This window comes from Micromonospora terminaliae (assembly GCF_009671205.1).
Taxonomy (GTDB): Bacteria; Actinomycetota; Actinomycetes; order Mycobacteriales; family Micromonosporaceae; genus Micromonospora; species Micromonospora terminaliae.
The window spans coordinates 2,415,751-2,438,784 of the sequence record NZ_CP045309.1 but is presented as its reverse complement, the minus strand read 5'-3'; the positions used below and the strand labels follow the sequence as shown (position 1 = coordinate 2,438,784).

Below are 23,034 nucleotides of genomic sequence, written 5' to 3'. Positions count from 1 at the left end.
GCCCGCTCAGACCCCGGCCATCCGGTCGGCCTCGGCCTTGGTCAGCCCGGACGCCTGGAGCAGCTCGCCGACCACGATGAACACCTGCGAGGCGACGATGGTGCCGGAGAAGCCGAGCCCCGCGGCCCGGGCCCGGCGGGCCGCCTCGGCGGCGTGCAGGGCCCGGGACCGGGCGATCTCGGGGGTCCGGCCGGCCAGGAAGTCCCGGTGCAGCAGCCGCAGGGACTGCCCGAAGGTCTCGATCGCCCTGGGCAGGTCGGCCGGCGCCGGCTCCCGGGCGTCGAGCAGCGCGACCACCCGGCGCACCATGTTGCGGCTGTTGGTGAAGGCCAGCTCCAGGTGGTTGGCGGCGTGCTCGTAGCGGCGCAGCTGGGAGCGGCGCCCCCACCGCCACGGGGACAGCGACGCGACCTCCGCGGCCGCCGCGACGATCTCGGTGGTCTGTCTTCGCTCCGCCTCGGCCGTCTGGAGCCGCTCCAAGGCGGCGTCGGCCCGTCCCGTGTCGCCGTCGGCGAGGGCCTCGGCCGTGACGGTCAACTGGTTGGCGAAGAGGTCGAGGGTGGGACCGGCGGCCCGGTGCACCACCCGGACCGGGTTCAGCGGCAGCAGGAGCAGCGCCACCACCACGGCCACGCCGCCGCCCACCAGAGCGTTGGCGGTCCGCGGCACGGCGAGGTCCGGCCCGGCGGGCTCGACCGTACCCAGCAGCACCGCCGTGCTGCCGGCCTGCACCATCACGGCGCCGCTGCCGCGGAACACCACGGCCGCCGAGATGGCCAGCGCGACGACCAGCCCGGTCTGCACGGGCCCGTTCCCGATCACCTGGATGATCACGTCGCCCACGAGCACGCCGAGGATCACCCCGGCGAGCAGTTCGGCGGTGCGGCGTACCCGGTTGCCGATCGCCGCGGCGATGGTGCCCACGGCCGCGGCGGGCGCGAACAACGGCTGCGGGTTGTGCAGCAGGGTGTTGGCCACGTACCAGGACAGCCCGGCCGCCAGCCCGGCCTGGAGGGCGACGATGAAATACCGGCGCAGCCGCTCGTACGCCTCCTGGGCGTGCCGCCGGGCGACGGCCACCACGTCGGTCACGGCGCGTCCCGGCGGTCCGGGCGCCACCGGCGGTACGGCCCGGGCGCGGTCACGCACCCCTCTACCCCCGTGGCGCTGCGGTAGTCCCGCCGCCGGGCCGGTCAGGCGGTCGCGGCCTCGGCCCGGAGGTCCTCCTCCGACGCGCCGCGCCGCCAGTAGCCGGCGAAGGTGACCCGGCGCCGGTCCATTCCGCGCTCGCCGACCAGGTGCCGGCGGACCGCCCGGACCATGCCGGCCTCCCCCGCGATCCACGCGTACGGCGCGACGCCGGGCAGGCGGGCGGCGCGCAGCGTGTCGGCCAGCAGGCTGCTGCCCGGCGCGGTGGCACCCCGGACCAGCCAGGTCACCTCGGCGCGGGCGCCGGTGGGCAGCGGCTGGATGTCGCCGGCCGTGGGCACCTCGACGAAGGCCCGGACCGGGGTGCCGGCGGGCAGCCAGTCGAGGATCCCGCCGACGGCCGGCAGCGCGGTCTCGTCGGCGACCAGGAGCACGGAGTCGGCGCCGGTGGGCGGCTGGAAGCGGACCGTGCGCTCGTCGGGCACGGCGGGGCCGAGCAGCAGCACCCGGTCGCCCGGGCGGGCCCGGCCGGCCCAGCGGGTGGCCGGGCCGGAGTCGCCGTGGCGGACGAAGTCGATGTCCAGCTCGCCGAGTTCGGGGCGCTGCGCGCGGATCGTGTAGGAGCGCATCACCGCCCGCACGTCCGGGTCCAGGGCCCGCCAGGCCGCGTACCAGTCCTCCCCCGCCTCGACGGGGACGACCGGGGCGTCCTGGCCGGGGTGCGGCAGGAAGACCGAGACGCTCTGGTCCCGGCCGCCGCCGGCGAACTCGCCGAGGTCCGCGCCGCCGAGGGTGACCCGGACCAGGCAGTCGCCCACCGCCCGGGTGGCGGTCACCCGGGCGGCGTAGAACCGGTACCGCAGGGCGACGGCGGTGCTCACGCGGTGACCTTCTTCGCGCCCCGGATGGCGGTGGCCAGGTTCTCCAGCAGCGGGGCGGCCCCGGCGTACGAGAAGCGGGGCACCGCGTCCCACGGGGTGACCTGGCCGGCCTTCACCGCGGGCAGCTGCGCCCAGGTGGGCTTGGCCGCGAGGTCCTTCGGCTGCAGGGCGGTGGGGCGGTTGTCGAGCAGGATCAGGTCGGCCGGGAACTTGCCGGTGTTCTCCCAGCTCAGCGCCTCGAAGTAGTCGCCCTGTTCGAGCTTGGTCGGCACCACGATGTCGACGCCGAGTTCGGCGAAGTACATGAGGTCGGTGCTGACCTTCGGGTTGGAGACGTAGAACAGGTCGGGGCTGCCGGACGCGGCCATCACCTTGATGCCCGGGTTCGCCCTGACCGCCTGGCGCACCGCGTCGGCGGCGGCCGTGAACCGGGCCTTCGCGTCGGTGACCTTCTTCGCGCTCAGGTCGGCGCCGAGGGAGCGGGCGAGTTCGGCGTACCGCTCGATCGGCTTGGTCATCGGCACGCGGGCGGTGGTGATGGCGACGCTCGGGGCCAGCGGGAGGATCTTCGCCTTGCTCTCGTCCGGGACGTACCAGAGCGCGCCCGGGTCGTACATGTGGGTGACCAGCAGGTCGGGGCGGAGGCCGGCGTACTTCTCCAGGTTGAACTCGCCCCAGGCGTTGCCGAGGATCTCGACCTGCTCGACGTTCAGGTCGCCGGCCTGCGGCTCCTTGCTGCCGTCGGCCTTTTTCGTCTCGCCGAACACACCGGCGATCTGCGTGTCGAGTCCGAAGTCGACCAGGGCGGCGGCCACCCCGGTGAAGGCGACGATCCGGGAGGGCCGGGCGGCGGCGCCGGCCTTCTCCGGCCGGTCGTCGGTGAACGACCAGGGGCCGCCGGTCGGGCCGGCGCTGGTGGCGGCGTCGCCGTCCTTGCCGCAGCCGGCGAGGAGGGCGGTGAGGCCGGCGGCACCGGCGGCGGCGAGGAGGCCACGGCGGGAAAGGCGGCGGCTGGACACGATGTCGGGCATGGCGAAGTCTTTCGGTACGGGTCTGGGAATGACCATGGACAGCGGAGTTAGGTTAACCTAACCTAAGTCGCTGTCAAGGTCCTTCCCGCCTCCCGGAGCCCACGCTGTCCGTCATCACCCCACCCCGCAGCGGCGCCGTCGCCGCCCCGGCGCCCGGCCGCCGCCGGCTCCGGATCAGCGGGCTGGCCGTCGGCGTGCTGCTGCTCGCCGCCGTGGCCGTGCTCAGCCTCGCCCTCGGCGCGAAGCCGCTCTCCCTCGCCGACGTGTGGCACGGCCTCACCGACCCGGCCTCCCCCGAGTACGCCGTGGTGCACCAGGGACGGCTGCCCCGTACGCTGCTCGGCCTCGCCGCCGGCGCGGCGCTCGGCGTCGCGGGCGCGGCCATGCAGACGCTGACCCGCAACCCGCTCGCCGACCCCGGGCTGCTCGGCATCAACGCGGGCGCGTCGGCCGCCGTGGCCACCGCCACCGTGCTGCTCGGCGTCGCCGACCTGGACCGCCAGGTCTGGTACGCGCTGCTCGGCGCCGCCGCCGTCACCGTCGCCGTGCACGCGATCGCCGGCGGCCGGCAGGCCACCCCGGCCCGGCTGGCCCTGGCCGGCGCGGCGCTCAACGCGGCCCTCTACTCCTACGTCAGCGCCATGATGCTGGTCGACAGCACCTCGCTGGAGCGCATGCGGTTCTGGACGGTCGGCTCCCTCGCCGGGGCGCGCACCGACACCGTGCCGAGCCTGCTGCCGTTCGTCCTGGCCGGGCTGGTGATCGCGCTGCTGGTGACCCGTCCGCTGGCCGCGCTGGCCCTCGGCGACGACTCGGCCCGGGCACTCGGCGCCCGGCCCGGCCTGGTCCGGGGCGCCGTGGTCGTCGCCGTCACGCTGCTCTGCGGGGCCGCCACGGCGGCCTGCGGGCCGATCGTCTTCGTCGGGCTGCTCGCCCCGCACCTGGTGCGCGCCCTCACCGGTCCGGATCCGCGCCGGCTGCTGCCCTGGTGCGCGGTGTTCGCGCCGGTGCTGCTGCTCACCGCCGACGTCGCCGGCCGGCTGCTGGGCCGCCCCGGCGAACTCCAGGTCGGCCTGGTCACCGCCGTGCTCGGCGGGCCGCTCTTCCTGCACCTGGTCCGGCGCGGACGGGTGGGCCGGCTGTGATCGTGCTGCGCCTTCCCGGCGGGCTGTCGCTGCGCCTGCGCCCCCGCGCCCTCGTCGTCGGCCTGGCCGGCACGCTGCTCGCCCTCGCCCTCGCCGTGCTGGCCGTCGGCGCAGGCGACTACCCGATCGCCCCGGCCGGCGTGCTGCGCGTCCTCGCCGGCGGCGGCAGCCCCGCCGACCGGTTCATCGTCACCGAGCTGCGGCTGCCCCGGCTCGTCACGGCCCTCGCGGTGGGCGCCGCCCTCGGCCTGGCCGGCGCGGTGTTCCAGTCCCTGACCCGCAACCCGCTGGGCAGCCCGGACGTCCTCGGGGTCACCTCGGGCGCGGCCACCGGCGCGCTGGTCGTGGTGGTGGCCGGCGGCGGCAGCGCCGCGCTGGCCGGTGCGGCCGCCGCCGGTGGCGTGGCCACCGGCCTGCTCCTGTACGCCCTGGCCGGCCGGCACGGCGTGGGCGGGCACCGGCTCGTGCTGGTGGGCATCGGGGTCACCGCGATCCTCACCGGGGTCAACGGCTGGCTGCTCACCCGCGCCCCGCTCATGGACGCCGCCCGTGCCGCGCTCTGGATCACCGGCAGCCTCGACGGGCGGGGCTGGGCGAACGCGCTGCCCGTGCTCGGCGCCCTCGCGGTCCTGCTGCCCGCCGTGCTCCTCGCCCGCGCCCCCGCGCTGCGGCTGCTGGAGATGGGCGACGACTCGGCGGCCGGGCTCGGCGTGCCGGTACGCCGCGTCCGGGTCGCCGCGCTCGGCTCGGCCGTGCTCCTCGTCTCGGTCGCCGCGGCGGCCGCCGGGCCGGTGTCGTTCCTGGCGCTGACCGCGCCGCACCTGGCCCGCCGGCTCACCCGCGCGCCCGGGCCGAACCTGCTGCCGTCGGCGGTCGTCGGGGCGGCCTTGCTGCTCGCGGCCGACCAGCTCGCGCAGCACGCCGTCGCCGGCCGGCAACTGCCCGTCGGCGTCATCACGGGCGTGCTCGGCGGCGGGTACCTGGCCTGGCTGCTCGCCGGCGAACGCGGGGGCCGGCGATGACCGGCCCCGACGAGAAGGGAACCCCGATGCGGCCCGACACCCCCCGGCTGGTCGGCGAGGCGCTGACCCTCGGCTACGACCGGCGCACCGTCGCCGAGGACCTGACGGTCGCGGTCCCCGACGGGTCGTTCACCGTGATCATCGGGCCGAACGCGTGCGGCAAGTCGACCCTGCTGCGCGCCCTGGCCCGGCTGCTGCGTCCGGCCCGGGGCACCGTGCTGCTCGACGGCGCCGACATCCACCGCCGGCCGGCGCGGCAGGTGGCCCGTACCCTCGGGCTGCTCCCGCAGTCGGCGGTGGCCCCGGACGGGTTGACGGTGGCCGAACTGGTCTCCCGGGGCCGCTACCCCCACCAGGGCCTGCTGCGGCAGTGGTCCCGTGAGGACGAGCGCGTGGTCGAACGGGCGATGGCCGACACCGGGGTCGCGGAGCTGGCCGACCGGCCGGTCGACGAGCTGTCCGGCGGGCAGCGGCAGCGGGTCTGGATCGCCATGGCGCTGGCCCAGCAGACGCCGCTGCTGCTGCTCGACGAGCCGACCACCTACCTGGACATCGCCCATCAGGTCGAGGTGCTGGACCTGTGCGCCCGGCTGCACGAGGAGCAGGGCCGCACCCTCGTGGCGGTGCTGCACGACCTGCACCAGGCCGCCCGGTACGCCACCCACCTGGTGGCCATGCGCGACGGGCGGGTGGTCGCCGCCGGGGACCCGCGGGACATCGTCACCACCGAGCTGGTCGAGGACGTGTTCGGTCTGCCCTGCCGGATCATCGAGGACCCGGAGACCGGCACGCCGCTGGTCCTGCCGGCGGTGCGCAGGTCCAGCGGCGACGGAGAGCCCGCCCCCACCGTCGCCGGAGGCCGCTGCTGATCGAGGACCCGTACCGGCCGGCGCCCGTCGACGTTGGTGCGGCCCGTCGCCGGGTAAGCGAGCCGGGACCGTGAACCGGCAACGGGGCGAGACGGACGACAGCGGCCACATGGTGCGGCGATGCCGACACCGGCACGACCAGCCCGCGGCCCGGCGGATGCCGACCGGGTTCCCCGTTCGTCCGCTGACCGAAGGAGGAACGATGGCCCGCGATCCCGCTCAGATGAAGACCGGCGAGCTGCGCAAGCAGGCGGAACGCGCCGGAATGCGCAACGTCGACCAGATGAACAAGGGCGAGATGATCCAGAAACTCGGTGGGTCGGCCAACGCCCGCCAGGGCGGCGGCCAACGGCAGAAGGACCCCCGCCCGACGGGGATGAGCCCGAAGGACTACAAGAACGTCCCCGGCAATCAGACCTGACCGACCAGCCGACGCCCGGTGCCCCGCCCGTTTCGGGCGGGGCACCAGGCTTTTCCACCCTGTGGTCCACCGGTTCCGTGCGGGCCTGCCCGTCCTCAAGAGGAGGATTGCCGGTTTTATCGGGGGTCGCCCGCGTCCACCTTTTCCGGCGGTTCGGCGCCGTCCCGCTGCCGGCGGCCGTCGCGCCTGCGCTCGACCAGCGCCGCGACGAGCAACGAACCGGCGGCGGCCGCCCGTCCCCACCGGCGCAGGGCGGCCCGGACCGGCCCGGGCGGAGGCGGTGGGGGTGGCCCCGGCACCACGACCCGGTCCACGCCCGGGTACGCCAGCCGGGCGGCCTCGACCGCCTCCTCCTCCGACACCGCGACCCGGTTGGCGGTCAGCACGAGCCGCCGGGCCTCGTCGCGGTAGCGCCACCGCCACACCTCCCCCTCCGGCCACAGCTCGATCCGCTCCCCCGGCCGGTCCGGCGCGGGGAGCTCGGGTTCGTCGTCGCGCCGAGGTGACCGGCGGGAGGGACGGCCGGCACGCCGCAGGTCGGCCCGGGTGAGGTCCCCGAGCGAGGTCGCGTCGCCGCGGCGCAGCGCCCGCGCGGTCAGGAACGCGACCGCGCCCGTCAGGATCGGCAGGGCGAGCACCAGGACCCGGAAGAGGTACAGCAGGTCGTAGACCGGCACCCCGAGCAGCCGGGCGAGGATGTCGTCGCCGGCGGCCACCACGAGCACCGCGAAGAAGGTCAGCGCGGCTACGCCGACACCGATCCGCACGGGGTGGTCCCGGGGCCGGTCGAGCAGGTGGTGCGAACGGTGGTCGCGTGTGCGCAGCCGCTCGGCGAACGGCCAGACGTAGAGGGCCAGGAAGGCCAGCCCGCCGAGCACGACGCCGGGGAAGAACGGCGCCGGCACCAGGTAGCCGCCGACGCGGAACTCCCAGGGCGGGAACAGGCGCAGCGCGCCGTCGCCCCAGGCGACGTACCAGTCCGGCTGCGCCGGCGAGGTGGACTGGGCCGGCTCGAACGGCCCGTAGAGCCACACCGGGTTGATCTGGGCCAGGCCGCCGAGGGCGAACAGCACCGCCAGGACCCAGGCGAAGAGGGCCAGCGAGCGCAGGGTGTAGCTCGGCCACAGCCGGGAGCCGACCACGTTGTGCTCCGTCCGGCCCGGGCCCGGGAACTGGGTGTGCTTCTGCCGCACCAGGATGCCGAGGTGCAGGGAGATGAGGGCGACGAGGACGGCCGGCACGAGCAGCACGTGGGTGACGAACATCCGCGGGATCATCTCGTCGGAGGGGAACTCGCCACCCAGGGCCAGGGCGGCCAGCCAGGTCCCGACCAGGGGAATCGACTCCACCACCGAGGTGATGATCCGCAGGCCCAGTCCGGAGAGAAGGTCGTCGGGCATGGAGTAGCCGGTGAAGCCGTTGGCCAGGGCGAGGGTCAGCATCGTGACGCCGATCAGCCAGTTGAGTTCGCGCGGCTTCCGGAACGCCCCGGTGAAGAAGATCCGGGCCAGGTGCAGAACGATCGCGGCGACGAAGACCAGGGAGGCCCAGTGGTGGGTCTGCCGGATCAGCAGACCAGCCCGCACGTCCCAGCTCAGCCGCACCACCGAGGCGTACGCGGCGGAGGTGGTGCTGCCGTCCAGTGGGGCGTACGACCCCTGGTAGACGCGGTCGGCGGAGCTGGCGTCGAAGAAGAAGGTGAGGTAGACGCCGGTGAGGATCAGCGCCACGAACGAGTAGAGCGCGAGCTCGCCGAGCATGAACGACCAGTGGTCGGGGAAGACCTTCGCCAGCGCCCGGCGGGTGATCGGGGAGAGCCGGAGCCGGTCGTCCAGCGCGCGGGCCAGCCGATTCATGATCATGGCCGGCTCCAGAAGCCGGCGCCGGGCGGCGCGGTGAAGTCGCCGGTGGCCCGGAGGAAGCCGTCCGGGCCGACCTCGATCGGCAGTCCCGGCAGCGGCCGCGCCGCGGGACCGGCGACCGCCCGCGCCCCGGCCAGCAGGTCGAATGACGACTGGTGGCAGGGGCAGAGCACCCGGCCGGTGCCCTTGAGGTAGAGCCGCACCGGGCAGCCGGCATGGGTGCACAGCATCGACCAGACGACCAGGCCGCCCAGGTGGCCGCCGGCGGGCGGGCGGGCGAAGCGCTCGGGGTCGAGGCGGACCGCGAAGGCGGGGGCGTCACCGGCATCCGGGTCCCCCTCGGGGAAGACCGCCACCATCGTCTCGGCGGGCACGTCGTCCGGCCGCAGGGGCCGTCCCGTGTCGTCGACCAGCCGTACGCCGGGCCCCCACGGGGTGTCCTTGATGGCCCGGGGCGGGCGCACCCGGTCCCAGGGAAGCAGGGAGCGCAGGGGGAACAGCGCGGCGACGCCGAGGGCGGTCAGCGCGAGCCCGAGCGCTGCGAGCAGGCCGTACCGGCGCGTCGGGCTGTCCGGCGCGGCGAACTCCGCCGCGGTCAGCGCCTGCTCGGCCGGCGGCGAGGGGAAGCCCTCGTGCTCCTCGACGTACCCGCCGACCGGGACCAGCCGCCGGGCCCAGACCGCGAGCCCCACCGCCAGGCCGGCGAAGGCGACCGCCAGGCACACCCCCTCCCACCGGGTGTCGCCGCCGAGCCCGTACGTCACGGCGAAGCCGACCGCCCCGGCGGCGCTCACCAGGAACGCGCCGACGATCCGGCGGCTCGCGGACTCCTCGGCCGGCGACGGGGGCGGGCGTCTCACTCCGCCGCCCTCCGGCCAAGCCAGCGCACGCCGGCCACCAGGAGTACGAGGACCGCCGCCCAGGCGAGCAGCCCTTCGGCCAGCGGGCCGAGCCGGCCGAGCGGGTTTCCGCCCGGGTCCAGCCGCTCGGTGCGCAGCCGCCGCACGTAGCTGGTCAGGTCGTCGACCTGCTGGTCGGTGAGCACCTGGCCGGGGAAGGCCGGCATCAGCCCGGGGCCGACGCGGACCGCCTCGGCGACCTGGGTGGCCGACGCGTCGTACAGCGGTGGGGCGCTCCAGCCGTTCGTGAGCACGGCCCCCGAGCCGGTAGCCCCGTGGCAGGGCGCGCAGTTGGCGGCGAAGACCTCCCGGCCGGAGGCCACGTCGCCGGGGGCGACCCGGGGAATCCGCGGGCCTCCACCGCCGAAGCCGGTGACGTGGTCGACCAGCGCGGAGATGTCGCCGGCGGAGAAGACGGGTTCGCGGCGCCGCGCCTGGGAAACCTCGCGGGACACCGGCATCCGGCCGGTGGAGAGCTGGAAGTCGACCGAGGCGGGCCCGACGCCGACCAGGGACGGCCCCTGCTGCGACCCCTGCCCGCGCACGCCGTGGCAGCTCGCGCACTGCTCCAGGTAGAGCTGGGCGCCGCGGTCGGCGGCGGGGGTGGTGGCGGCCGGGGCCGGCGTGGGGTCGGGCGCGAGCGCCACCGGTCCCACGGCGAGCGCCAGTACGGACCCGACCACGAGGGCCCGGCGCGGGTACAGGGCGGGCAGCGTCACCGCTCGTGGTCGCCGCATCCGTCAGTCCAACGTGTAGAGGTATGCGGCGATGTCCTGGGCGTCGATCGCGCTGACGCCGAGGTCCGGCATGGCGGTGCCCGGCTCGACGGCCTGCGGGTCGGTGATCCACCGTCGCAGGTTGTCCGCGTTGTTGGGCAGCTCACCGGCGATGTACGACCGGGCGCCGAAGCGGGTCAACGGCGGGCCGACCAGCCCGCCTGCCCGGTCGACGCCGGGGACCGTGTGGCAGGAGCCGCACCCGTACTGGGCGATCAGCTTCGCGCCCCGGTCCGGCCGCCCGGCGCGGGACTCGGGCGGCGGTGGTGGCGATGTCGACGCGCAGCCGGTCACGGCGACGACCGGCAGCGCCGCCAGCACCGTGGCCAGCATCCAGAAATGACGGCTCATCGCACCATCCCTTCGGTTGCGGGACCCTTCGCCGGCGGCACGCCGGGCCGGGTCGTGACCAGGCGGGCGGGCCGCTCCCGGTCCAGCCGCAGCAGCCAGCCGAGGAAGACCGCCAGCGCCGCCACCAGGACCACCAGGTCCATCGGCGCCCACATCAGCAGTCCGGCGAGCTGCTGGTCGGCGAGCGGGTCGGGGCCGAGGACGCGCGCGGGGTAGACCGGCTCGGGGGCGAAGGTGAGGACGGCGCCGAGCGCGGAGGCGGGCAGCATGGTGCCGACCAGCAGCAGCAGCGACACCGGCGCGGGCGTGCGGTGGCGGGCCGGGCCGAGCACCGGCGCCCACAGCAGCCACGCCGCCGTCACCAGGCTCAGGTGCTCGGCGGCGTGCATTACCGGGCGGTCCACCGCGGCGACGTACGGCCCCGGCAGGTGCCACAGCCACAGGGCCAGGGTCTGGGCCGCCGCGGCCAGCAGGCCGTACCCGGCCGGGCGGCGCAGCCGGCGCACCGGCGCCGCGGCCCGGACGCGGGCCAGCAGCCGGCGCAGCGGGCGGGGCGCGGCCAGGGTGAGCGGCAGTCCCGCCGCACCGGCCGCGAGCAGCGGGCCGGCCACCAGCAGGAGCAGCATGTGCTGGGCCATGTGCCCGGCGTAGGAGGACTCGGCCAGCCGGTGCACGGGCCCCTGGTCGGCCGCCAGCACCACCACCAGCCCGGCGCCGAACGCCGTCACCCGCCGGCCCGCCACCACCCGGCCGCGGCCGCGCCGCGCCCACAGCTCCTGCACACCCCGGCCGTAGCCGGCCGCGAGCAGGCAGACCGCGGTCACGGTCAGCATCGTCAGCAGCCCGTCGGCCACGTCGCCGGCGCCGGACCCGTGGGCCCGGTAGACGCTCAGCCCTGACATGGCGGGAACACCAGCACGGCGACCCCGCCGAGCACGATGATCGTCAGGAACAGCAGGTTCGCCCAGACACCGACCACGGCGAGCATCCGGGAGCGGTCGACGGCCCGGTCCTCCGCGCCGGCCGACGACGCCCGCGCGGTGCGCCGCCAGACCAGCGTGGCCACCAGCAGCGAGCCCACGGTGACCACGCCCGGGATCACCACCGCGAGCCACACCGCCAGCCAGAGCGGCACGGCGGAGACGTGCTCGCGGCCCGCGGCGCAGGTCAACTCGTCCAGCGGCCAGGCCACGAGCAGGTGCGCGGCCCAGGCGACGGCCCCGCCGAGGACGCCGTACCAGAGCAGCAGGCCGCCGGCCAGGCGGGTGTGCGGGCCGGGTCCGGTGGTCATCACAGCCGCGGGGAGAGGTAGATGGTGAACAGGATGGCGACCCACACCGCGTCGACGAAGTGCCAGTAGATCGCGGCGTTGCGGACGCGTTCGTGGCGGTGGGAACCGAAGCTGCCACCGCGCAGGGAGGCGGTGAGCAGCCAGCCGATCATCGTCAACCCGACCAGCACGTGCAGCCCGTGGAAACCGGTGATCAGGTAGAACAGCGAGCCGTAGACGTCGGTGGTCATGGTGAAGTGCTTGAGGTCCTCGGCGTACTCGACGGCCAGCAGAGCCAGGAAGGTCAGCCCGAGCACCAGGGTGGCGGCGAGCCCGGCCCGCAGCCGCCCGCGCCGGCCGCGCCGGATGCCGTGCTCGGCCCAGACCACGGGCAGGCTGCTGGGCACCAGCACCGCGGTCATGAGCAGCGGGAGGAGCAGCTTCGGCTTGTCGACGCCGCCCGGCGGCCACTGCGGACCGAACTGGAAGCGGAGGTAGAAGTAGCTGCCGAGCAGGCAGGCGAAGAGGGTGGCCTCGGTGGCGACGAACAGCACCATGCCCCACCAGCCGGTCGGCCGGCCGACCGGCTCCTCCGTGGTCAGCGCCGTGACGCCGGTGGCCGCCGCCACGACCCCACCCGGGTCGGTCATGACGCCACCCCGAGTTCCTCGTCGGGACGACGCGGCGGCCAGAGCCAGGCCGCGATCGTCGCCGCCACCACCAGCGCGGCGACGACCGCGACGGGGTACGCGGCCAGCAGCATGGCGGTGAAGAAGACCAGCAGCGCGCCGGCGAGGACGAGTGGCTTGAACGATGACTCGGGCATGTCCACCGCCCGCTCGGTGCGGGCGTCCAGCTCGCTGGTGAACAGGGTGCGCCGGCCGTCGCTGAGGACGCGCTCGGCGGTCGCCCCGGTGGTGGTCGACTCGGCGGTCCGTGCGTCCCAGGCGGGGTGCAGGCTGTGCACCCGGGGAATGACCGGGAAGTTGTACGGCTCGGGTGGCGAGGCCGTCGACCATTCCAGGCTGTCGCCCTCCCACGGGTCCGCAGGCGCCGGCCGGCCCCGCCGCAGCGCGTGCACCACGCCGACGAGCACCAGCAGGAGCCCGAGCGCCAGCAGGTACGACCCGACCGTGCTGACCAGGTTCCACCCGTCCCAACCCGGCTCGCTGCGGTAGGTGTACACGCGCCGGGGCATGCCGAACAGGCCGGTGAGGTGCATGGGGAAGAAGGTGACGTGCATGCCGGCGAAGGTCAGCCAGAACGCCCACCGCCCGAGCCCCTCGTGGTACATCCGGCCGGTGATCTTCGGGAGCCAGTAGTAGATGCCGGCGAGCATCGGGAAGACGGCCCCGCCGATCAGCACGTAGTGGAAGTGCGCCACCACGAAGTAGGAGTCGGTGACCTGCTGGTCGAACGCGGTCACCGCGAACATCGCGCCGGTGAGGCCGCCGAGCACGAAGGTCACGATGAACCCGATCACGAACAGCAGCGGCACCCGCAGGACCAGCCGGCCGAGCAGCATGGTGGCCAGCCAGGCGAAGATCTGGATCCCGGACGGGATGGTGATGACGGTGCTGGCCGCGCTGAAGAAGCTGTACGACAGCTGCGGCAGCCCGGTGGCGAACATGTGGTGCACCCAGACCCCGAACGAGATGATCGCGATCGCCACGATGGAGAGCACGATCAGCGAGTAGGCGACCACGCCCCGGCGGGTGAACGCGGGCAGCACCGCGGAGACGATGCCCAGCGCGGATAGCACGATGATGTACACGTCGGGGTGCCCGAAGATCCAGAACAGGTGCTGCCAGAGCAGCACGTTCCCGCCGCCGGACGGGTCGAAGAAGTGGGTGCCGAACCGGCGGTCGAGGAAGAGCATCGTGTTGTCCGCGTTCAGCGCCGGTAGGGCGAAGACCACCATGAACGCGGTGGCCACGATCGCCCAGACGAACAGCGGCACCCGGTTGAGCGACATCCCCGGCGCCCGCAGCTTGAGCGCCGTGACGATGAAGTTGATGGCGCCCGAGGTGGTGGAGATTCCGAGGAACAGCAGTCCGAGCGCGTAGACGTCCATGTGCAGGCCCGGGTTGTGCTGCACCTGGTTCAGCGGCGCGTACGCGAACCAGCCGTTGTTTGGGGCCGCCCCGAAGGGCAGGCTCGCCCACATGAACAGGCCGGCGAAGAGGAAGACCCAGTAGCCGAAGGCGTTCAGGCGGGGGAACGCCATGTCCCGTGATCCGATCATCAACGGCACGAGGAAGTTGCCGAAGCCGAAGAGCATCGGGGTGGCGAACAGGAAGATCATCGCGGTGCCGTGCATGGTGAAGATCTGGTTGTACTCCTGCGGGGACACCACGCCGGACTCGGGCCGGGCGAGCTGGGTGCGCATCACCAGGGCGCTGAGCCCGGCGAGGACGAAGAAGAACGCGGCGGTGACCAGGTAGCGCCGGCCGATCTTCTTGTGGTCGACCGTGGTGAACCAGGCGCGCAGCGAGCGGGGCTCGGCCCAGTGCTCGGCCAGGCGGGCCAGGTCGTCCCGGCCCACGCCGGGGGCGGTGCTGGTGGTCGTGGACATGGTGGCCCTACTCCAGCGACCGCAGGTAGGTGATGAGGTCGGGCAGCCGGTCGGCGTCGACCGGCTGCGGGGGCATGGCGTTGCCCGGCTTGACGGTCTGCGAGTTGGCGATCCAGCCGCCGAGGTGTCCGGCGTCGTTGGGCACCGCGCCGGCGCCGATGCTCCACCGCGAGCCGGCGTTCGACAGGTCCGGCCCCACCTGCCCCTGCGCGCCGGTGCCCCGGACCGTGTGGCAGGCCGCGCAGGTGCCCTGCACGAAGGTCTGCTGACCGCGCCGTTCGGCCTCGGTCCGCGGCGCCCGGGCGGGGGCGTCCAGCCGGGCCAGCCAGGCGTCGAAATCGGCGCGGGGTTCGGCCACCACGAGGAACGCCATGTGGGCGTGCTGGGTGCCGCAGTACTCGGCGCACTGGCCGCGGTAGCGGCCGCCGCGCCGGGCCTCCAGCCAGGTCTCCCGGGTCTCGCCGGCGATCAGGTCCAGCTTCGGCATCAACTGCGGTACCCAGAAGCTGTGCAGCACGTCGTCGGTGCGCAGCCGGACCCGGACCCGCTCCCCCACCGGAATGTGGATCTCGTTCGCGGTGGCGCCGGAGGCGCCCGCGTAGCGCACCTCCCACCACCACTTGTGGCCGGTGACCTCCACGGTGGGCGCGTCCCGTCCCGGGCCGGCGCCGAGCGCGGCGAGGTCCCGCAGACCGACGCCGTAGACCGCCACGAGGATGACGAACGGCAGCCCCGCCCCGGCAATCGTCACGAAGCGCAACGGCTGGCCGTGACGCACCCGGGCGGTGCCCCGCCGGAACACGAGGGCCCAGGCGAGCAGCGCCATGACCTCGGCGAACACCGCCATGGAGACCCAGAACAGCAGCCACCAGAGGCCGCTGACCCGCCCCGCCCCGGTCCCCGCCGGACTCAACGCCGAGGGGCTGCCGCCGGAGCAGCCGGCGAGCAGCAGCGGGCCGTACAGCAGCGGCAGCACCGACCGCGGCCGGCGCTGCCGCCGAGCCGGGCTCGAGATGGTCTGCGCTGTCGTCTTCACCGGGAAGGACCCTAATACCGGCCTTCGTACCTTTTATCCCGAACAGCGGCATCTGGGATATCCGAGCGTCCTATGGTGTTGTCCAGTCCCACCTTCTCGGTCAAGCGCCTCAGGGACGCGGACAGGGAGATGATGCACGCCTCCACCGTGGACCTCCTCACGGACACCGCCGCAGCGGCCGCGGCCCGTCGGACGATGGCCTGGGCCGCCGCCGGGCTCACCGCCGCGGCCACGGTGGCCGGCGGCTGGCTCGCGCCCCCCGATGAACTCCAGGGCGACGCGCAACGCCTCATGTACCTGCACGTCCCCGCCGCCTGGGTGGCGTACGCCGCGTTCACGGTCGTGCTCGCGGCCAGCGGGGCGTACCTGATCGGCGGTGACCTGCGCTGGGACCGGTTCGCCCGGGCGGCGGCCGAACTCGGCGTGGTTCTCACCGCCGCTGCCATCGGCACCGGGGCCATCTGGGGGCACCTGGTCTGGGGCACCTGGTGGGCCTGGGATCCGCGGCTGGTCAGCACCGCCCTGCTGCTGCTCGCCTACGCCGGCTACCTCGCCCTGCGCCGGGCGCTGGCCGAGCGCCGGGCGGCGCGCGACGGCGGCGATCACCGGGTGGCCCGGCCGGCCGCGGTCGCCGGCGTCGCCGGCTTCCTCCTGGTGCCCGTGGTGCACTTCTCCGTGGTCTGGTGGCGCTCGCTGCACCAGCAGGCGACGGTGCTGGCCCCGCACCGGCCGCCCATCGACCTTCGGATGGCCACCGCGTTGCTCCTCGCCGTGGCCGCCGCGACCCTCGCCGCGTTCTGCCTCCTGCTGCACCGGGTGCGCCACCTGGAGCGCCGCCTGGCTCCCGAGCCCTCCTCCTCCGCCGCCGAGCGCACGCCGGCCGGCGTCGGATGATACGGCGGCGGGCGGGCCGGGTGGCCCTCGTCGCGGTGCTGCTCGCCGTCGGCGGGCTGCTGGTCACCAGCGCGCTCCGCGACACCGTCACCTACTACCGGACGCCGGGCGAGCTGCTCGGCGATCCGGGCCTCGCGGGCCACCGGGTCCGCCTCGGCGGCGACGTCGTGCCCGGCTCGCTGCGCCACGAGGGCGAGCTCGTCGTGTTCCGCCTCGCCGAGGCCGGCCACGAGATCACCGTCGAGCAGCGCGGCGCGCCTCCGGAGACCTTCCGCGAGGGAACCGGGGCGGTCGTCGAGGGCAGGCTGTCCTCCGACGGCGTGTTCCGCTCCGACCACGTGGTGGTCCGGCACGGCAACGAGTACGGCCCGTCGTCCTCCCCCGCGGTAACGGTCGATGCTGGGTGACCTCGGCACCGCCGGCCTCGCCGTCGGACTCGCCTGCGCGACCCTCACCACCCTGCTCTGGCTGCGGGTGGCCCTGTTCGGCGCGGCCGTCCGCACCGCCCGGCACGGCACCGCCGCCACCCTGGCCGCCGCCGCCCTGGCCTGCGCCCTGCTGGAGACGGCGCTGCTGCGGCACGACTTCAGCGTCCGGTTCGTGGCCGAGAACGGCGGCCGGGACGTCCCGCTCTACTACACCCTGACCAGCCTCTGGTCGGCCCTGGACGGTTCGCTGCTGCTGTGGTTGCTGGTCCTCGGCGGCTACGCCGCGCTGCTGGCCCGGCGCGCGTACCCGCCGCGGCTGCACGCGTACGCCATGGTGGTCCTCAGCGTGGTCACGATGTTCTTCTTCGCGCTGTCCACCTTCGCCGCGAACCCGTTCCGCGCGGTGAGCCCGGTGCCGGCCGACGGCCCCGGACCGAATCCCCTGCTCCAGCAGCACCCGGCCATGGGGGTGCACCCGCCGCTGCTCTACGCCGGCTACCTCGGCCTGGTCGTACCCTTCGCGTTCGCGCTGGCGGCGCCACTGGCGGGACGGGACGGACCGGGTTGGGTGCGGATGGCGCGCCCGTGGGCGCTGGTCGCCTGGGCGGCGCTGACCGGGGGCATCGGGATGGGCGCCTGGTGGTCGTACGCGGTGCTGGGCTGGGGCGGCTACTGGGCGTGGGACCCGGTGGAGAACGCCTCCCTGCTGCCCTGGCTGACCGCCACCGCGTTCCTGCACACCACCCTGGTCCGCGGACGGGTCGCCTGGCACGGCGCGCTCGCCTGCGCGAGCTTCCTGCTGGTGCTGCTCGGCACCTTCCTGACCCGATCCGGTGCGGTGGCCAGCGTGCACGCCTTCACCGACTCGCCGCTGGGCCCGATGCTGCTCGGCTTCGTGCTGCTGGCGGTGGTGGTGTCGGCCGTCCTGACCGGCCGCCGGGCCCCCGAGCCGGCCCCTACGGAGCGCCCCCGGGCGCTGTCCCGCGCCACCCTGGTGCTGGTCCACGCCGTGCTCCTGGTGACCATCGCCGCGGTGGTGCTGATCGGCACGATCCTGCCGCTGCTCACCACCCCGCTGACCGGCTCGGGCTCGTCGGTGGGGCCCGCCTACTACCAGCGCACAGCGGTGCCCCTGGCGGTCGTGGTGCTGCTGGTGATGGGCGTGACGCCGGCCCTGCGGGTCCGCGACCGCTCGGCGGCGCTGTGGCGGCTCGTCGTCCCCGCCGGCGCCGGCCTGGGCACCGTGGCCCTCGTCGGGCTGCTCAGCCGCCCCGGCCCGGCCGCGCTCACCGCGTTCGGCGCGGCCGGGTTCGTCCTCACCGGACTGGCCGGGGACCTGGCCCCGCGGCTGCGCCGGCCCGGCCCGCACCGACGGCCCGCCCGGCTCGCCGGACTGGTCGCGCACGCCGGTCTCGCCCTGGTCGCGGCGGGTGTCGCCGGCTCGTCGGCGTACGGCCGGGACACCGAACGGACGCTGCGGGTCGGCGAGACGCTGCGGGTGAGCGACGTCGCGGTCCGGCTGGTCGGGGTGGACCGGACCGGCGGCGACGGGAACATGGCGGTACGGGCCCGGCTGGTGCTCACCGCGTCGGGCCACGAACGGACGATCAGGCCCGCGCTGCGCTACCAGGCCGCCCGGGACACCGCCGTCACCGTGCCCGCGATCGGCGCCGGCCCGTTGCGCGACACGTACGTCACGCTGCTCGCCGTCGCCGAGGACAGCGGCACCGCCACCGTCCGACTCGCGGTGAACCCGCTCGTCGGCCTGATCTGGGTCGGCGGCGCCCTGACCGCCGTCAGCGGATTGCTCGCGGCCGCCGCCACCGCCCGCTCCCGAACCCGCCCGGCCGCCCGCGCCGACCGGCCGCGGCCAGCCCCGGTGGCCGTCGGACCGGGAGCCCCGACGTGAGGCGGCCGGCGCGGCGCCCCGGACGGCTGCGCGCCGGGCCGGCGACGGTCCTCGCGCTCACCGTCGCCGTCGGCGCGCTGATCGCCTTCGGCCTGCGCGCACCCGCCACGCCGAACCCCGGCGAGCTCACGGCGGTGACCGGCAGGCCCGCCCCGGCACTGGCCGGCGCCACCCTGGACGGTGGCCGCTTCGCGCTCACCGAAGCCCGGGGCCAGGTGGTGCTGGTCAACGTGTTCGCCTCCTGGTGCGGACCGTGCCGGGACGAGCTGCCGGTGCTGAGGGAGGCCGAGCGCACCTGGTCGCCGCGCGGCGTACGGCTGGTCGGGCTCAACATCCGCGACGGCAGCGACGCGGTCCGGGCGCTGCTCGACGAGACCGGTGCGGCCGGGTTGACCGTGGTGCCGGATCCCGACGGGACGCGGGCGGTCGAGTGGGGCGTGCGGGGCGTGCCGGAGACCTTCGTGGTCGGCCGGGACGGCCGGCTCGTCGACCGGCGGCAGGGGGTGGTGACCCGGCAGTGGCTGGAGCAGCGGATCCCACCGCTGCTGGCCGGATGAGGTGGCGACGCGCCCTGGTGGCGCTCGTGCTCGTCATGCTCGCCGCGGCGGCCGGCGCCGCGCTGGCCCGGTCGGCGGGCGACCCCGACCGCCAGGACCCGGTGCGCGCGGTGTCCGCCGGGCTGCGCTGCCCGGCCTGTCAGGGCGAGTCGGTGGCGGACTCCCGGTCACCGATCGCGGCGGCGATGCGGCAGGTGGTGGCGGACCAGCTCGCCCAGGGGCGGGACCGGACCGAGATCCGGCGGTGGTTCGTCCAGCGCTACGGCGCCGACGTGCTGACCGATCCACCGGCTCGCGGGGTCCGGCTGCTGCTCTGGGGCGTACCCGCGCTGGCGTTGCTGGCCGGCGGCTACGCGGCCGTGCGGACGCTCCGACCCGGTGCCGGCCGGACCGGTGCCGCCCGCACCGGTTCCGCCGTCCCCTGGGCGCCGGACGCCCGGGGCGCACGCCGGGCGTGGCGGGTGGCGTCCGCGGGGGTGGTGGCGCTCGTGGCGTCCGTCGCGATCGTCGCCGACCGGCTCGACCCGCCCGCCCGGCCGGCGCCGGCCGACCCGGTCGCGGTCGCCCTCCAACTCGCCCACGACCTGGAGACGCAGAACAGGTACGACGCCGCCGCGCAGATGTACCAGGAGGCGCTGCGGGACCGGCCCGACGACGACGTCCGGCTGCGACTCGCGTTCGCGCAGCTCCGCGCCGGTGACGGCGCGGCCGCGCAACGAACCGCCCGGGACGTGCTCGCCCGCGAACCGGCTTCCCCCGACGGCCTGCTGGTGCTGGGCCTGGCGCAGCGGAACAGCCGGCCCGTCGAGGCGGTCGACACGCTGCGGCGTTTCCTGGCCGTCGCACCGGAGCACCCGGCCGCCGCGGAGATCCGGCGGCTGCTCGCGACCGGGCGGGAACCTGTCGGGCCCTGATCCCGAGCCGGCCGGGTCCGCCCCGCGGGTCCCGGCCGGCCTGGCGAGCTACCCGACCGCGGCCGCGGCGGCGCGGCCGGCCGTGCGGCCGGAGAAGAGGCAGCCGCCGAGGAACGTGCCCTCCAGGGCGTTGTAGCCGTGCATGCCGCCGCCCCCGAACCCGGCGACCTCGCCGGCGGCGTACACCCCGGCGAGGGGCTCGCCGTCCGGGCGCAGCACCCGTGCGGACAGGTCGGTGTGCAGGCCGCCGAGGGTCTTGCGGGTCAGCACGTGCAGCTGCACGGCGATCAGCGGGCCGGCAGCCGGGTCGAGCAGCCGGTGCGGGGTGGCGACCCGGATCAGCCGGTCACCCCGGTAACGGCGGGCGCCGCGGATGGCGTGCAGCTGGGCGTCCTTGCCGAACGGGTGGGCGATCTCCCGGTCCCGGGCCTCGACGACCCGGCGCAGCGCCGTCGCGTCGAGCTGCGGCCCGCCGCTCTCGGCGGCCAGCTTGTTCATCCCGTCGACCAGCTCCGGCAGGGCGTCGGCGACGACGAAGTCCGCGCCGTGCCGCTTGAACGCCTCCACCGGCGCGGGCGCCCCCGGGCGGACCCGCTGCAGCACCTGCCGCACGCTGCGGTTGGTCAGGTCCGGGTTCTGCTCGGAGCCGGAGAGCGCGAACTCCTTCTCCAGGATCTTCTGGGTGAGCACGAACCAGCTGTAGTCGTGGCCGGTGGCCCGCAGGTGGCGCAGCGTGGCGAGGGTGTCGAAGCCGGGGAACAACGGCGCCGGCAGCCGCTCGCCGGTCGCGTCGAGCCAGAGCGAGGACGGCCCGGGCAGGATGCGGATGCCGTGGCCGGGCCAGACGGGGTCCCAGTTGCGCAGTCCCTCGGTGTAGTGCCACATCCGGTCCGGGTTGATCACCTGACCGCCGGCCGTCTCGGTGACGGCGAGCATCCGGCCGTCGACGTACGCGGGCACGCCGGTGACCATCCGGGCCGGTGGGGTGCCGAGCCGCGCCGGCCAGGCCCGCCGGACCAGGTCGTGGTCGCCGCCGATGCCACCCGACGTGATGATCACGGCCTGCGCCCCGTACGCGAAGTCGCCGACCACCGTCCGTGAGGTGGGCCGGCCGCGCGGGGCGTCGTCGGGCGCCAGGATCGCGCCGCGGACGCCGGTGACCGCGCCGCCGCTGGTGACCAGCTCGTCCACCCGGTGCCGGAACAGCAACCGGATCCGGCCCTGCTCGGCGGCGGCGCGGACCCGCCGGGCGAACGGCTCGACCACACCCGGGCCGGTGCCCCACGTGACGTGGAACCGGGGCACCGAGTTGCCGTGCCCGTGCGCCGCTCCCCCGCCCCGCTCGGCCCAGCTCACCACCGGGAAGACCCGGTGGCCCATCCCTCGCAGCCAGGCCCGCTTCTCCCCGGCCGCGAAGTGCACGTACGCCTCGGCCCACCGGCGCGGCCAGTGGTCCTCCGGGCGGTCGAAGGCGGCGCTGCCGGTCCAGTCCTGCCAGGCCAGCTCCACGGAGTCCCGGATGCCCATCCGGCGCTGCTCCGGCGAGTCGACCAGGAACAGCCCGCCGAACGACCACCACGCCTGCCCGCCGAGGTTCTGCTCCGGTTCCTGGTCCAGCAGCACCACCCGGCGGCCCGCGTCGGCGGCCTCGGCGGCGGCGACCAGGCCGGCCAGCCCGGCGCCGATCACGATCACATCGGTATCCACGGCACCGACCGTACGTAGCCGGATGCCAAAATCCTTGGTCGGGGTGTGCGCGATCCGCCACCGGGTTTGTCACCCCGATGACAAAAGGAGCCGACGATGGCGGACACGCTGCTCGACATCGAACCCGGCCTGGCGCGGCTCGCGCCGGCGGTCGGCGCGCAGCTGCGCGGGCTGCGGACCCCGCTGCACGAACGGATCCTCGAGACCGTCCGCGCCGCCATGCGGGCCCAGGGCCGCTCGCTCACCGGCGGGCAGGGGCGCGGGCTGGCCCTCGGCGTGCGTACCGCGGTGGACGCCTTCGTCGACGCGGTGGCCGAGCCGGCCCGCGACCTGGCCGCCACCCGGGCCGTCTTCCACGAGCTGGGCCGCACCGAGTACCGGGAGGGACACCGGGTCGACGCGCTGCGCGCCGTGCTCACCCTCGGCGGCCGGGAGATCTGGGCGTTCCTCGTCGCGCACACCACGGCCGCCGGCCCCGCCCCCACCGACCTGTACGTGGTCGCCGGCGCGCTCTTCGGCTACGTCGACGCCCTCGCCGGCGCCGCCGCCGAGGGCTACCTCGACGAGCAGCGCGACGCCGCGCAGGACTGGGCCACCACCCGGCGGCGGCTCATCACCCTGCTCGTCCAGCCGCAGCCGCCGGCCGACGCCGCGCTGCGCGCCGCCGCCGATGCGGCCCGCTGGCCGCTGCCCCGGACGGTCGCCGTGCTCAGTGTCGACGGCGACGACGCCGAACACCTGGGCCGCACCATCGGCGGCGGCGCGATCGCCACGGTCATCGACGACGTGGTACGGATCGTGCTGCCCGACCCGGACCTCCCGGGACGGCTCGACCGGGCCCGCCAGGCGCTCACCGGCCGGCGGGCGGCGCTCGGGCCGAGCGTGGCGCTGGGCCGGGCGCGGCTGTCGTACCGGATCTCCGGGCGGGCCCTGGCGCTGCGGCGCGACGGGGTGCTGCCCGCCGACCCGGTCGTCGGGGACGAGCACCTGCTCACCCTGGTGCTGCGCTGGGAACCGGGGCTGGCCGACCACCTCGCCGACGCCTGCCTCACGCCACTCGCCGGGCTGCGGCCGGCGGCCCGGCGGGCCCTCGCCGAGACGCTGCACGGCTGGCTGCGCCGGCAAGGGCAGGTGGTCGCCGTGGCCGAGGACCTGCACACCCACCCGCAGACCGTGCGCTACCGGATGCGCCGGCTGCGGGACCTGTTCGGCACGGACCTCGACGACCCCGACCGGCGGCTGGTACTCCACCTCGCCCTGCGCCACCGGCTCGGCGAGGGTCGGGATCGCGAAGGTGCCGCCGCGAGGTGACCTTGCGGACGGTGGCCACCATGGGAG

The 23,034-nt window shown here is 75.5% G+C and carries 23 protein-coding genes; 10 read left to right on the top strand and 13 right to left on the bottom strand.

Annotation, left to right across the window (positions count from 1 at the left end):
• Window positions 1-6 precede the first annotated feature (6 nt).
• From GCE86_RS10760 to GCE86_RS10750, 3 genes are all read right to left on the bottom strand, one after another.
• Complete coding sequence (locus GCE86_RS10760; RefSeq protein ID WP_167537042.1) at window positions 7-1,092, bottom strand: FUSC family protein; 1,086 nt, start codon at window positions 1,090-1,092, stop codon at window positions 7-9.
• A 101-nt stretch (window positions 1,093-1,193) separates the two neighbouring features.
• Window positions 1,194-2,030, bottom strand: a complete 837-nt coding sequence (locus tag GCE86_RS10755; RefSeq protein WP_154226812.1) for a siderophore-interacting protein — start codon at window positions 2,028-2,030, stop codon at window positions 1,194-1,196.
• Complete coding sequence (locus GCE86_RS10750) at window positions 2,027-3,061, bottom strand: ABC transporter substrate-binding protein (protein ID WP_154226811.1); 1,035 nt, start codon at window positions 3,059-3,061, stop codon at window positions 2,027-2,029. Before GCE86_RS10750 ends, GCE86_RS10755 begins: the two co-directional genes overlap by 4 nt.
• 194 nt (window positions 3,062-3,255) lie before the next feature.
• Between GCE86_RS10750 and GCE86_RS10745 the strand changes: the two genes are divergently transcribed.
• From GCE86_RS10745 to GCE86_RS10730, 4 genes are all read left to right on the top strand, one after another.
• Window positions 3,256-4,206 (top strand): FecCD family ABC transporter permease, encoded by a 951-nt coding sequence (locus tag GCE86_RS10745; protein ID WP_154226810.1) that lies wholly within the window; start codon window positions 3,256-3,258, stop codon window positions 4,204-4,206.
• Complete coding sequence (locus GCE86_RS10740; protein ID WP_154226809.1) at window positions 4,203-5,228, top strand: FecCD family ABC transporter permease; 1,026 nt, start codon at window positions 4,203-4,205, stop codon at window positions 5,226-5,228. Before GCE86_RS10745 ends, GCE86_RS10740 begins: the two co-directional genes overlap by 4 nt.
• A gap of 26 nt (window positions 5,229-5,254) precedes the next feature.
• Window positions 5,255-6,097, top strand: coding sequence for an ABC transporter ATP-binding protein (locus GCE86_RS10735; RefSeq protein ID WP_154226808.1), 843 nt, complete (start codon window positions 5,255-5,257; stop codon window positions 6,095-6,097).
• 202 nt (window positions 6,098-6,299) lie between these two features.
• Window positions 6,300-6,518 carry a hypothetical protein gene (locus tag GCE86_RS10730; protein ID WP_154226807.1) on the top strand — a complete coding sequence of 73 codons (219 nt, stop codon included), beginning with the start codon at window positions 6,300-6,302 and terminating at the stop codon, window positions 6,516-6,518.
• A gap of 116 nt (window positions 6,519-6,634) precedes the next feature.
• Here the strand turns inward: GCE86_RS10730 and qcrB are convergent, their stop codons facing one another.
• From qcrB to GCE86_RS10685, 9 genes are read right to left on the bottom strand one after another with little or no spacing between them, the layout of a single operon-like run.
• Window positions 6,635-8,380, bottom strand: a complete 1,746-nt coding sequence (gene qcrB, locus GCE86_RS10725; protein ID WP_154226806.1) for a cytochrome bc1 complex cytochrome b subunit — start codon at window positions 8,378-8,380, stop codon at window positions 6,635-6,637.
• Window positions 8,377-9,240 carry a ubiquinol-cytochrome c reductase iron-sulfur subunit gene (locus GCE86_RS10720; protein WP_154226805.1) on the bottom strand — a complete coding sequence of 288 codons (864 nt, stop codon included), beginning with the start codon at window positions 9,238-9,240 and terminating at the stop codon, window positions 8,377-8,379. Before GCE86_RS10720 ends, qcrB begins: the two co-directional genes overlap by 4 nt.
• Complete coding sequence (qcrC, locus tag GCE86_RS10715) at window positions 9,237-10,016, bottom strand: cytochrome bc1 complex diheme cytochrome c subunit (RefSeq protein WP_154226804.1); 780 nt, start codon at window positions 10,014-10,016, stop codon at window positions 9,237-9,239. The genes GCE86_RS10720 and qcrC overlap by 4 nt, the downstream gene beginning before the upstream one ends.
• Window positions 10,017-10,019: 3 nt before the next feature.
• Complete coding sequence (locus tag GCE86_RS10710; protein WP_204342148.1) at window positions 10,020-10,406, bottom strand: c-type cytochrome; 387 nt, start codon at window positions 10,404-10,406, stop codon at window positions 10,020-10,022.
• Complete coding sequence (locus GCE86_RS10705; protein ID WP_154226803.1) at window positions 10,403-11,308, bottom strand: cytochrome c oxidase assembly protein; 906 nt, start codon at window positions 11,306-11,308, stop codon at window positions 10,403-10,405. The genes GCE86_RS10710 and GCE86_RS10705 overlap by 4 nt, the downstream gene beginning before the upstream one ends.
• Window positions 11,296-11,697: a hypothetical protein gene (locus GCE86_RS10700; RefSeq protein ID WP_154226802.1), complete on the bottom strand. Its 402-nt coding sequence runs from the start codon at window positions 11,695-11,697 to the stop codon at window positions 11,296-11,298. Before GCE86_RS10700 ends, GCE86_RS10705 begins: the two co-directional genes overlap by 13 nt.
• Window positions 11,697-12,326, bottom strand: a complete 630-nt coding sequence (locus GCE86_RS31615; RefSeq protein WP_163636739.1) for a cytochrome c oxidase subunit 3 — start codon at window positions 12,324-12,326, stop codon at window positions 11,697-11,699. Before GCE86_RS31615 ends, GCE86_RS10700 begins: the two co-directional genes overlap by 1 nt.
• Window positions 12,323-14,251: a cytochrome c oxidase subunit I gene (gene ctaD, locus GCE86_RS10690; RefSeq protein WP_154226800.1), complete on the bottom strand. Its 1,929-nt coding sequence runs from the start codon at window positions 14,249-14,251 to the stop codon at window positions 12,323-12,325. Before ctaD ends, GCE86_RS31615 begins: the two co-directional genes overlap by 4 nt.
• A 7-nt stretch (window positions 14,252-14,258) precedes the next feature.
• Window positions 14,259-15,287, bottom strand: coding sequence for a cytochrome c oxidase subunit II (locus GCE86_RS10685; protein WP_204342149.1), 1,029 nt, complete (start codon window positions 15,285-15,287; stop codon window positions 14,259-14,261).
• 129 nt (window positions 15,288-15,416) lie between these two features.
• On the opposite strand from GCE86_RS10685, the gene ccsA reads away from it, so the two are divergent.
• Genes ccsA through GCE86_RS10660 form a run of 5 tightly spaced genes read left to right on the top strand, consistent with a single transcriptional unit; the run spans window position 15,417 to window position 19,989 of the window.
• Window positions 15,417-16,181, top strand: a complete 765-nt coding sequence (ccsA, locus tag GCE86_RS10680) for a cytochrome c biogenesis protein CcsA (RefSeq protein WP_204342150.1) — start codon at window positions 15,417-15,419, stop codon at window positions 16,179-16,181.
• 20 nt (window positions 16,182-16,201) lie between these two features.
• Window positions 16,202-16,588, top strand: coding sequence for a cytochrome c maturation protein CcmE (locus GCE86_RS10675; RefSeq protein WP_163636741.1), 387 nt, complete (start codon window positions 16,202-16,204; stop codon window positions 16,586-16,588).
• Window positions 16,578-18,518, top strand: coding sequence for a heme lyase CcmF/NrfE family subunit (locus GCE86_RS10670; protein ID WP_154226798.1), 1,941 nt, complete (start codon window positions 16,578-16,580; stop codon window positions 18,516-18,518). The genes GCE86_RS10675 and GCE86_RS10670 overlap by 11 nt, the downstream gene beginning before the upstream one ends.
• Window positions 18,515-19,075: a TlpA family protein disulfide reductase gene (locus tag GCE86_RS10665; protein WP_163636743.1), complete on the top strand. Its 561-nt coding sequence runs from the start codon at window positions 18,515-18,517 to the stop codon at window positions 19,073-19,075. Before GCE86_RS10670 ends, GCE86_RS10665 begins: the two co-directional genes overlap by 4 nt.
• Window positions 19,072-19,989 (top strand): cytochrome c-type biogenesis protein CcmH, encoded by a 918-nt coding sequence (locus GCE86_RS10660; protein ID WP_154226797.1) that lies wholly within the window; start codon window positions 19,072-19,074, stop codon window positions 19,987-19,989. Before GCE86_RS10665 ends, GCE86_RS10660 begins: the two co-directional genes overlap by 4 nt.
• Window positions 19,990-20,037: 48 nt before the next feature.
• Here GCE86_RS10660 and GCE86_RS10655 read toward each other — a convergent pair whose 3' ends face one another.
• The gene (locus GCE86_RS10655; protein WP_154226796.1) at window positions 20,038-21,696 is read right to left on the bottom strand and encodes an FAD-binding dehydrogenase; all 1,659 of its coding nucleotides are present in this window, start codon (window positions 21,694-21,696) and stop codon (window positions 20,038-20,040) included.
• A 96-nt stretch (window positions 21,697-21,792) separates the two neighbouring features.
• Here GCE86_RS10655 and GCE86_RS10650 point away from each other — a divergent pair, with 96 nt between their 5' ends.
• Window positions 21,793-23,007, top strand: a complete 1,215-nt coding sequence (locus GCE86_RS10650) for a PucR family transcriptional regulator (protein WP_154226795.1) — start codon at window positions 21,793-21,795, stop codon at window positions 23,005-23,007.
• Window positions 23,008-23,034 lie beyond the last annotated feature (27 nt).

Coding starts and splice junctions, on each gene's coding strand:
- ctaD (WP_154226800.1), bottom strand. CDS start 14,251: ATGTCCACGACCACCAGCACCGCCCCCGGCGTGGGCCGGGACGACCTG.
- GCE86_RS10660 (WP_154226797.1), top strand. CDS start 19,072: ATGAGGTGGCGACGCGCCCTGGTGGCGCTCGTGCTCGTCATGCTCGCC.
- GCE86_RS10705 (WP_154226803.1), bottom strand. CDS start 11,308: ATGTCAGGGCTGAGCGTCTACCGGGCCCACGGGTCCGGCGCCGGCGAC.
- GCE86_RS10750 (WP_154226811.1), bottom strand. CDS start 3,061: ATGCCCGACATCGTGTCCAGCCGCCGCCTTTCCCGCCGTGGCCTCCTC.
- GCE86_RS10710 (WP_204342148.1), bottom strand. CDS start 10,406: ATGAGCCGTCATTTCTGGATGCTGGCCACGGTGCTGGCGGCGCTGCCG.
- GCE86_RS10700 (WP_154226802.1), bottom strand. CDS start 11,697: ATGACCACCGGACCCGGCCCGCACACCCGCCTGGCCGGCGGCCTGCTG.
- GCE86_RS10650 (WP_154226795.1), top strand. CDS start 21,793: ATGGCGGACACGCTGCTCGACATCGAACCCGGCCTGGCGCGGCTCGCG.
- GCE86_RS10670 (WP_154226798.1), top strand. CDS start 16,578: ATGCTGGGTGACCTCGGCACCGCCGGCCTCGCCGTCGGACTCGCCTGC.
- GCE86_RS10735 (WP_154226808.1), top strand. CDS start 5,255: ATGCGGCCCGACACCCCCCGGCTGGTCGGCGAGGCGCTGACCCTCGGC.
- qcrC (WP_154226804.1), bottom strand. CDS start 10,016: ATGCGGCGACCACGAGCGGTGACGCTGCCCGCCCTGTACCCGCGCCGG.
- GCE86_RS31615 (WP_163636739.1), bottom strand. CDS start 12,326: ATGACCGACCCGGGTGGGGTCGTGGCGGCGGCCACCGGCGTCACGGCG.
- GCE86_RS10730 (WP_154226807.1), top strand. CDS start 6,300: ATGGCCCGCGATCCCGCTCAGATGAAGACCGGCGAGCTGCGCAAGCAG.
- qcrB (WP_154226806.1), bottom strand. CDS start 8,380: ATGATCATGAATCGGCTGGCCCGCGCGCTGGACGACCGGCTCCGGCTC.
- ccsA (WP_204342150.1), top strand. CDS start 15,417: ATGATGCACGCCTCCACCGTGGACCTCCTCACGGACACCGCCGCAGCG.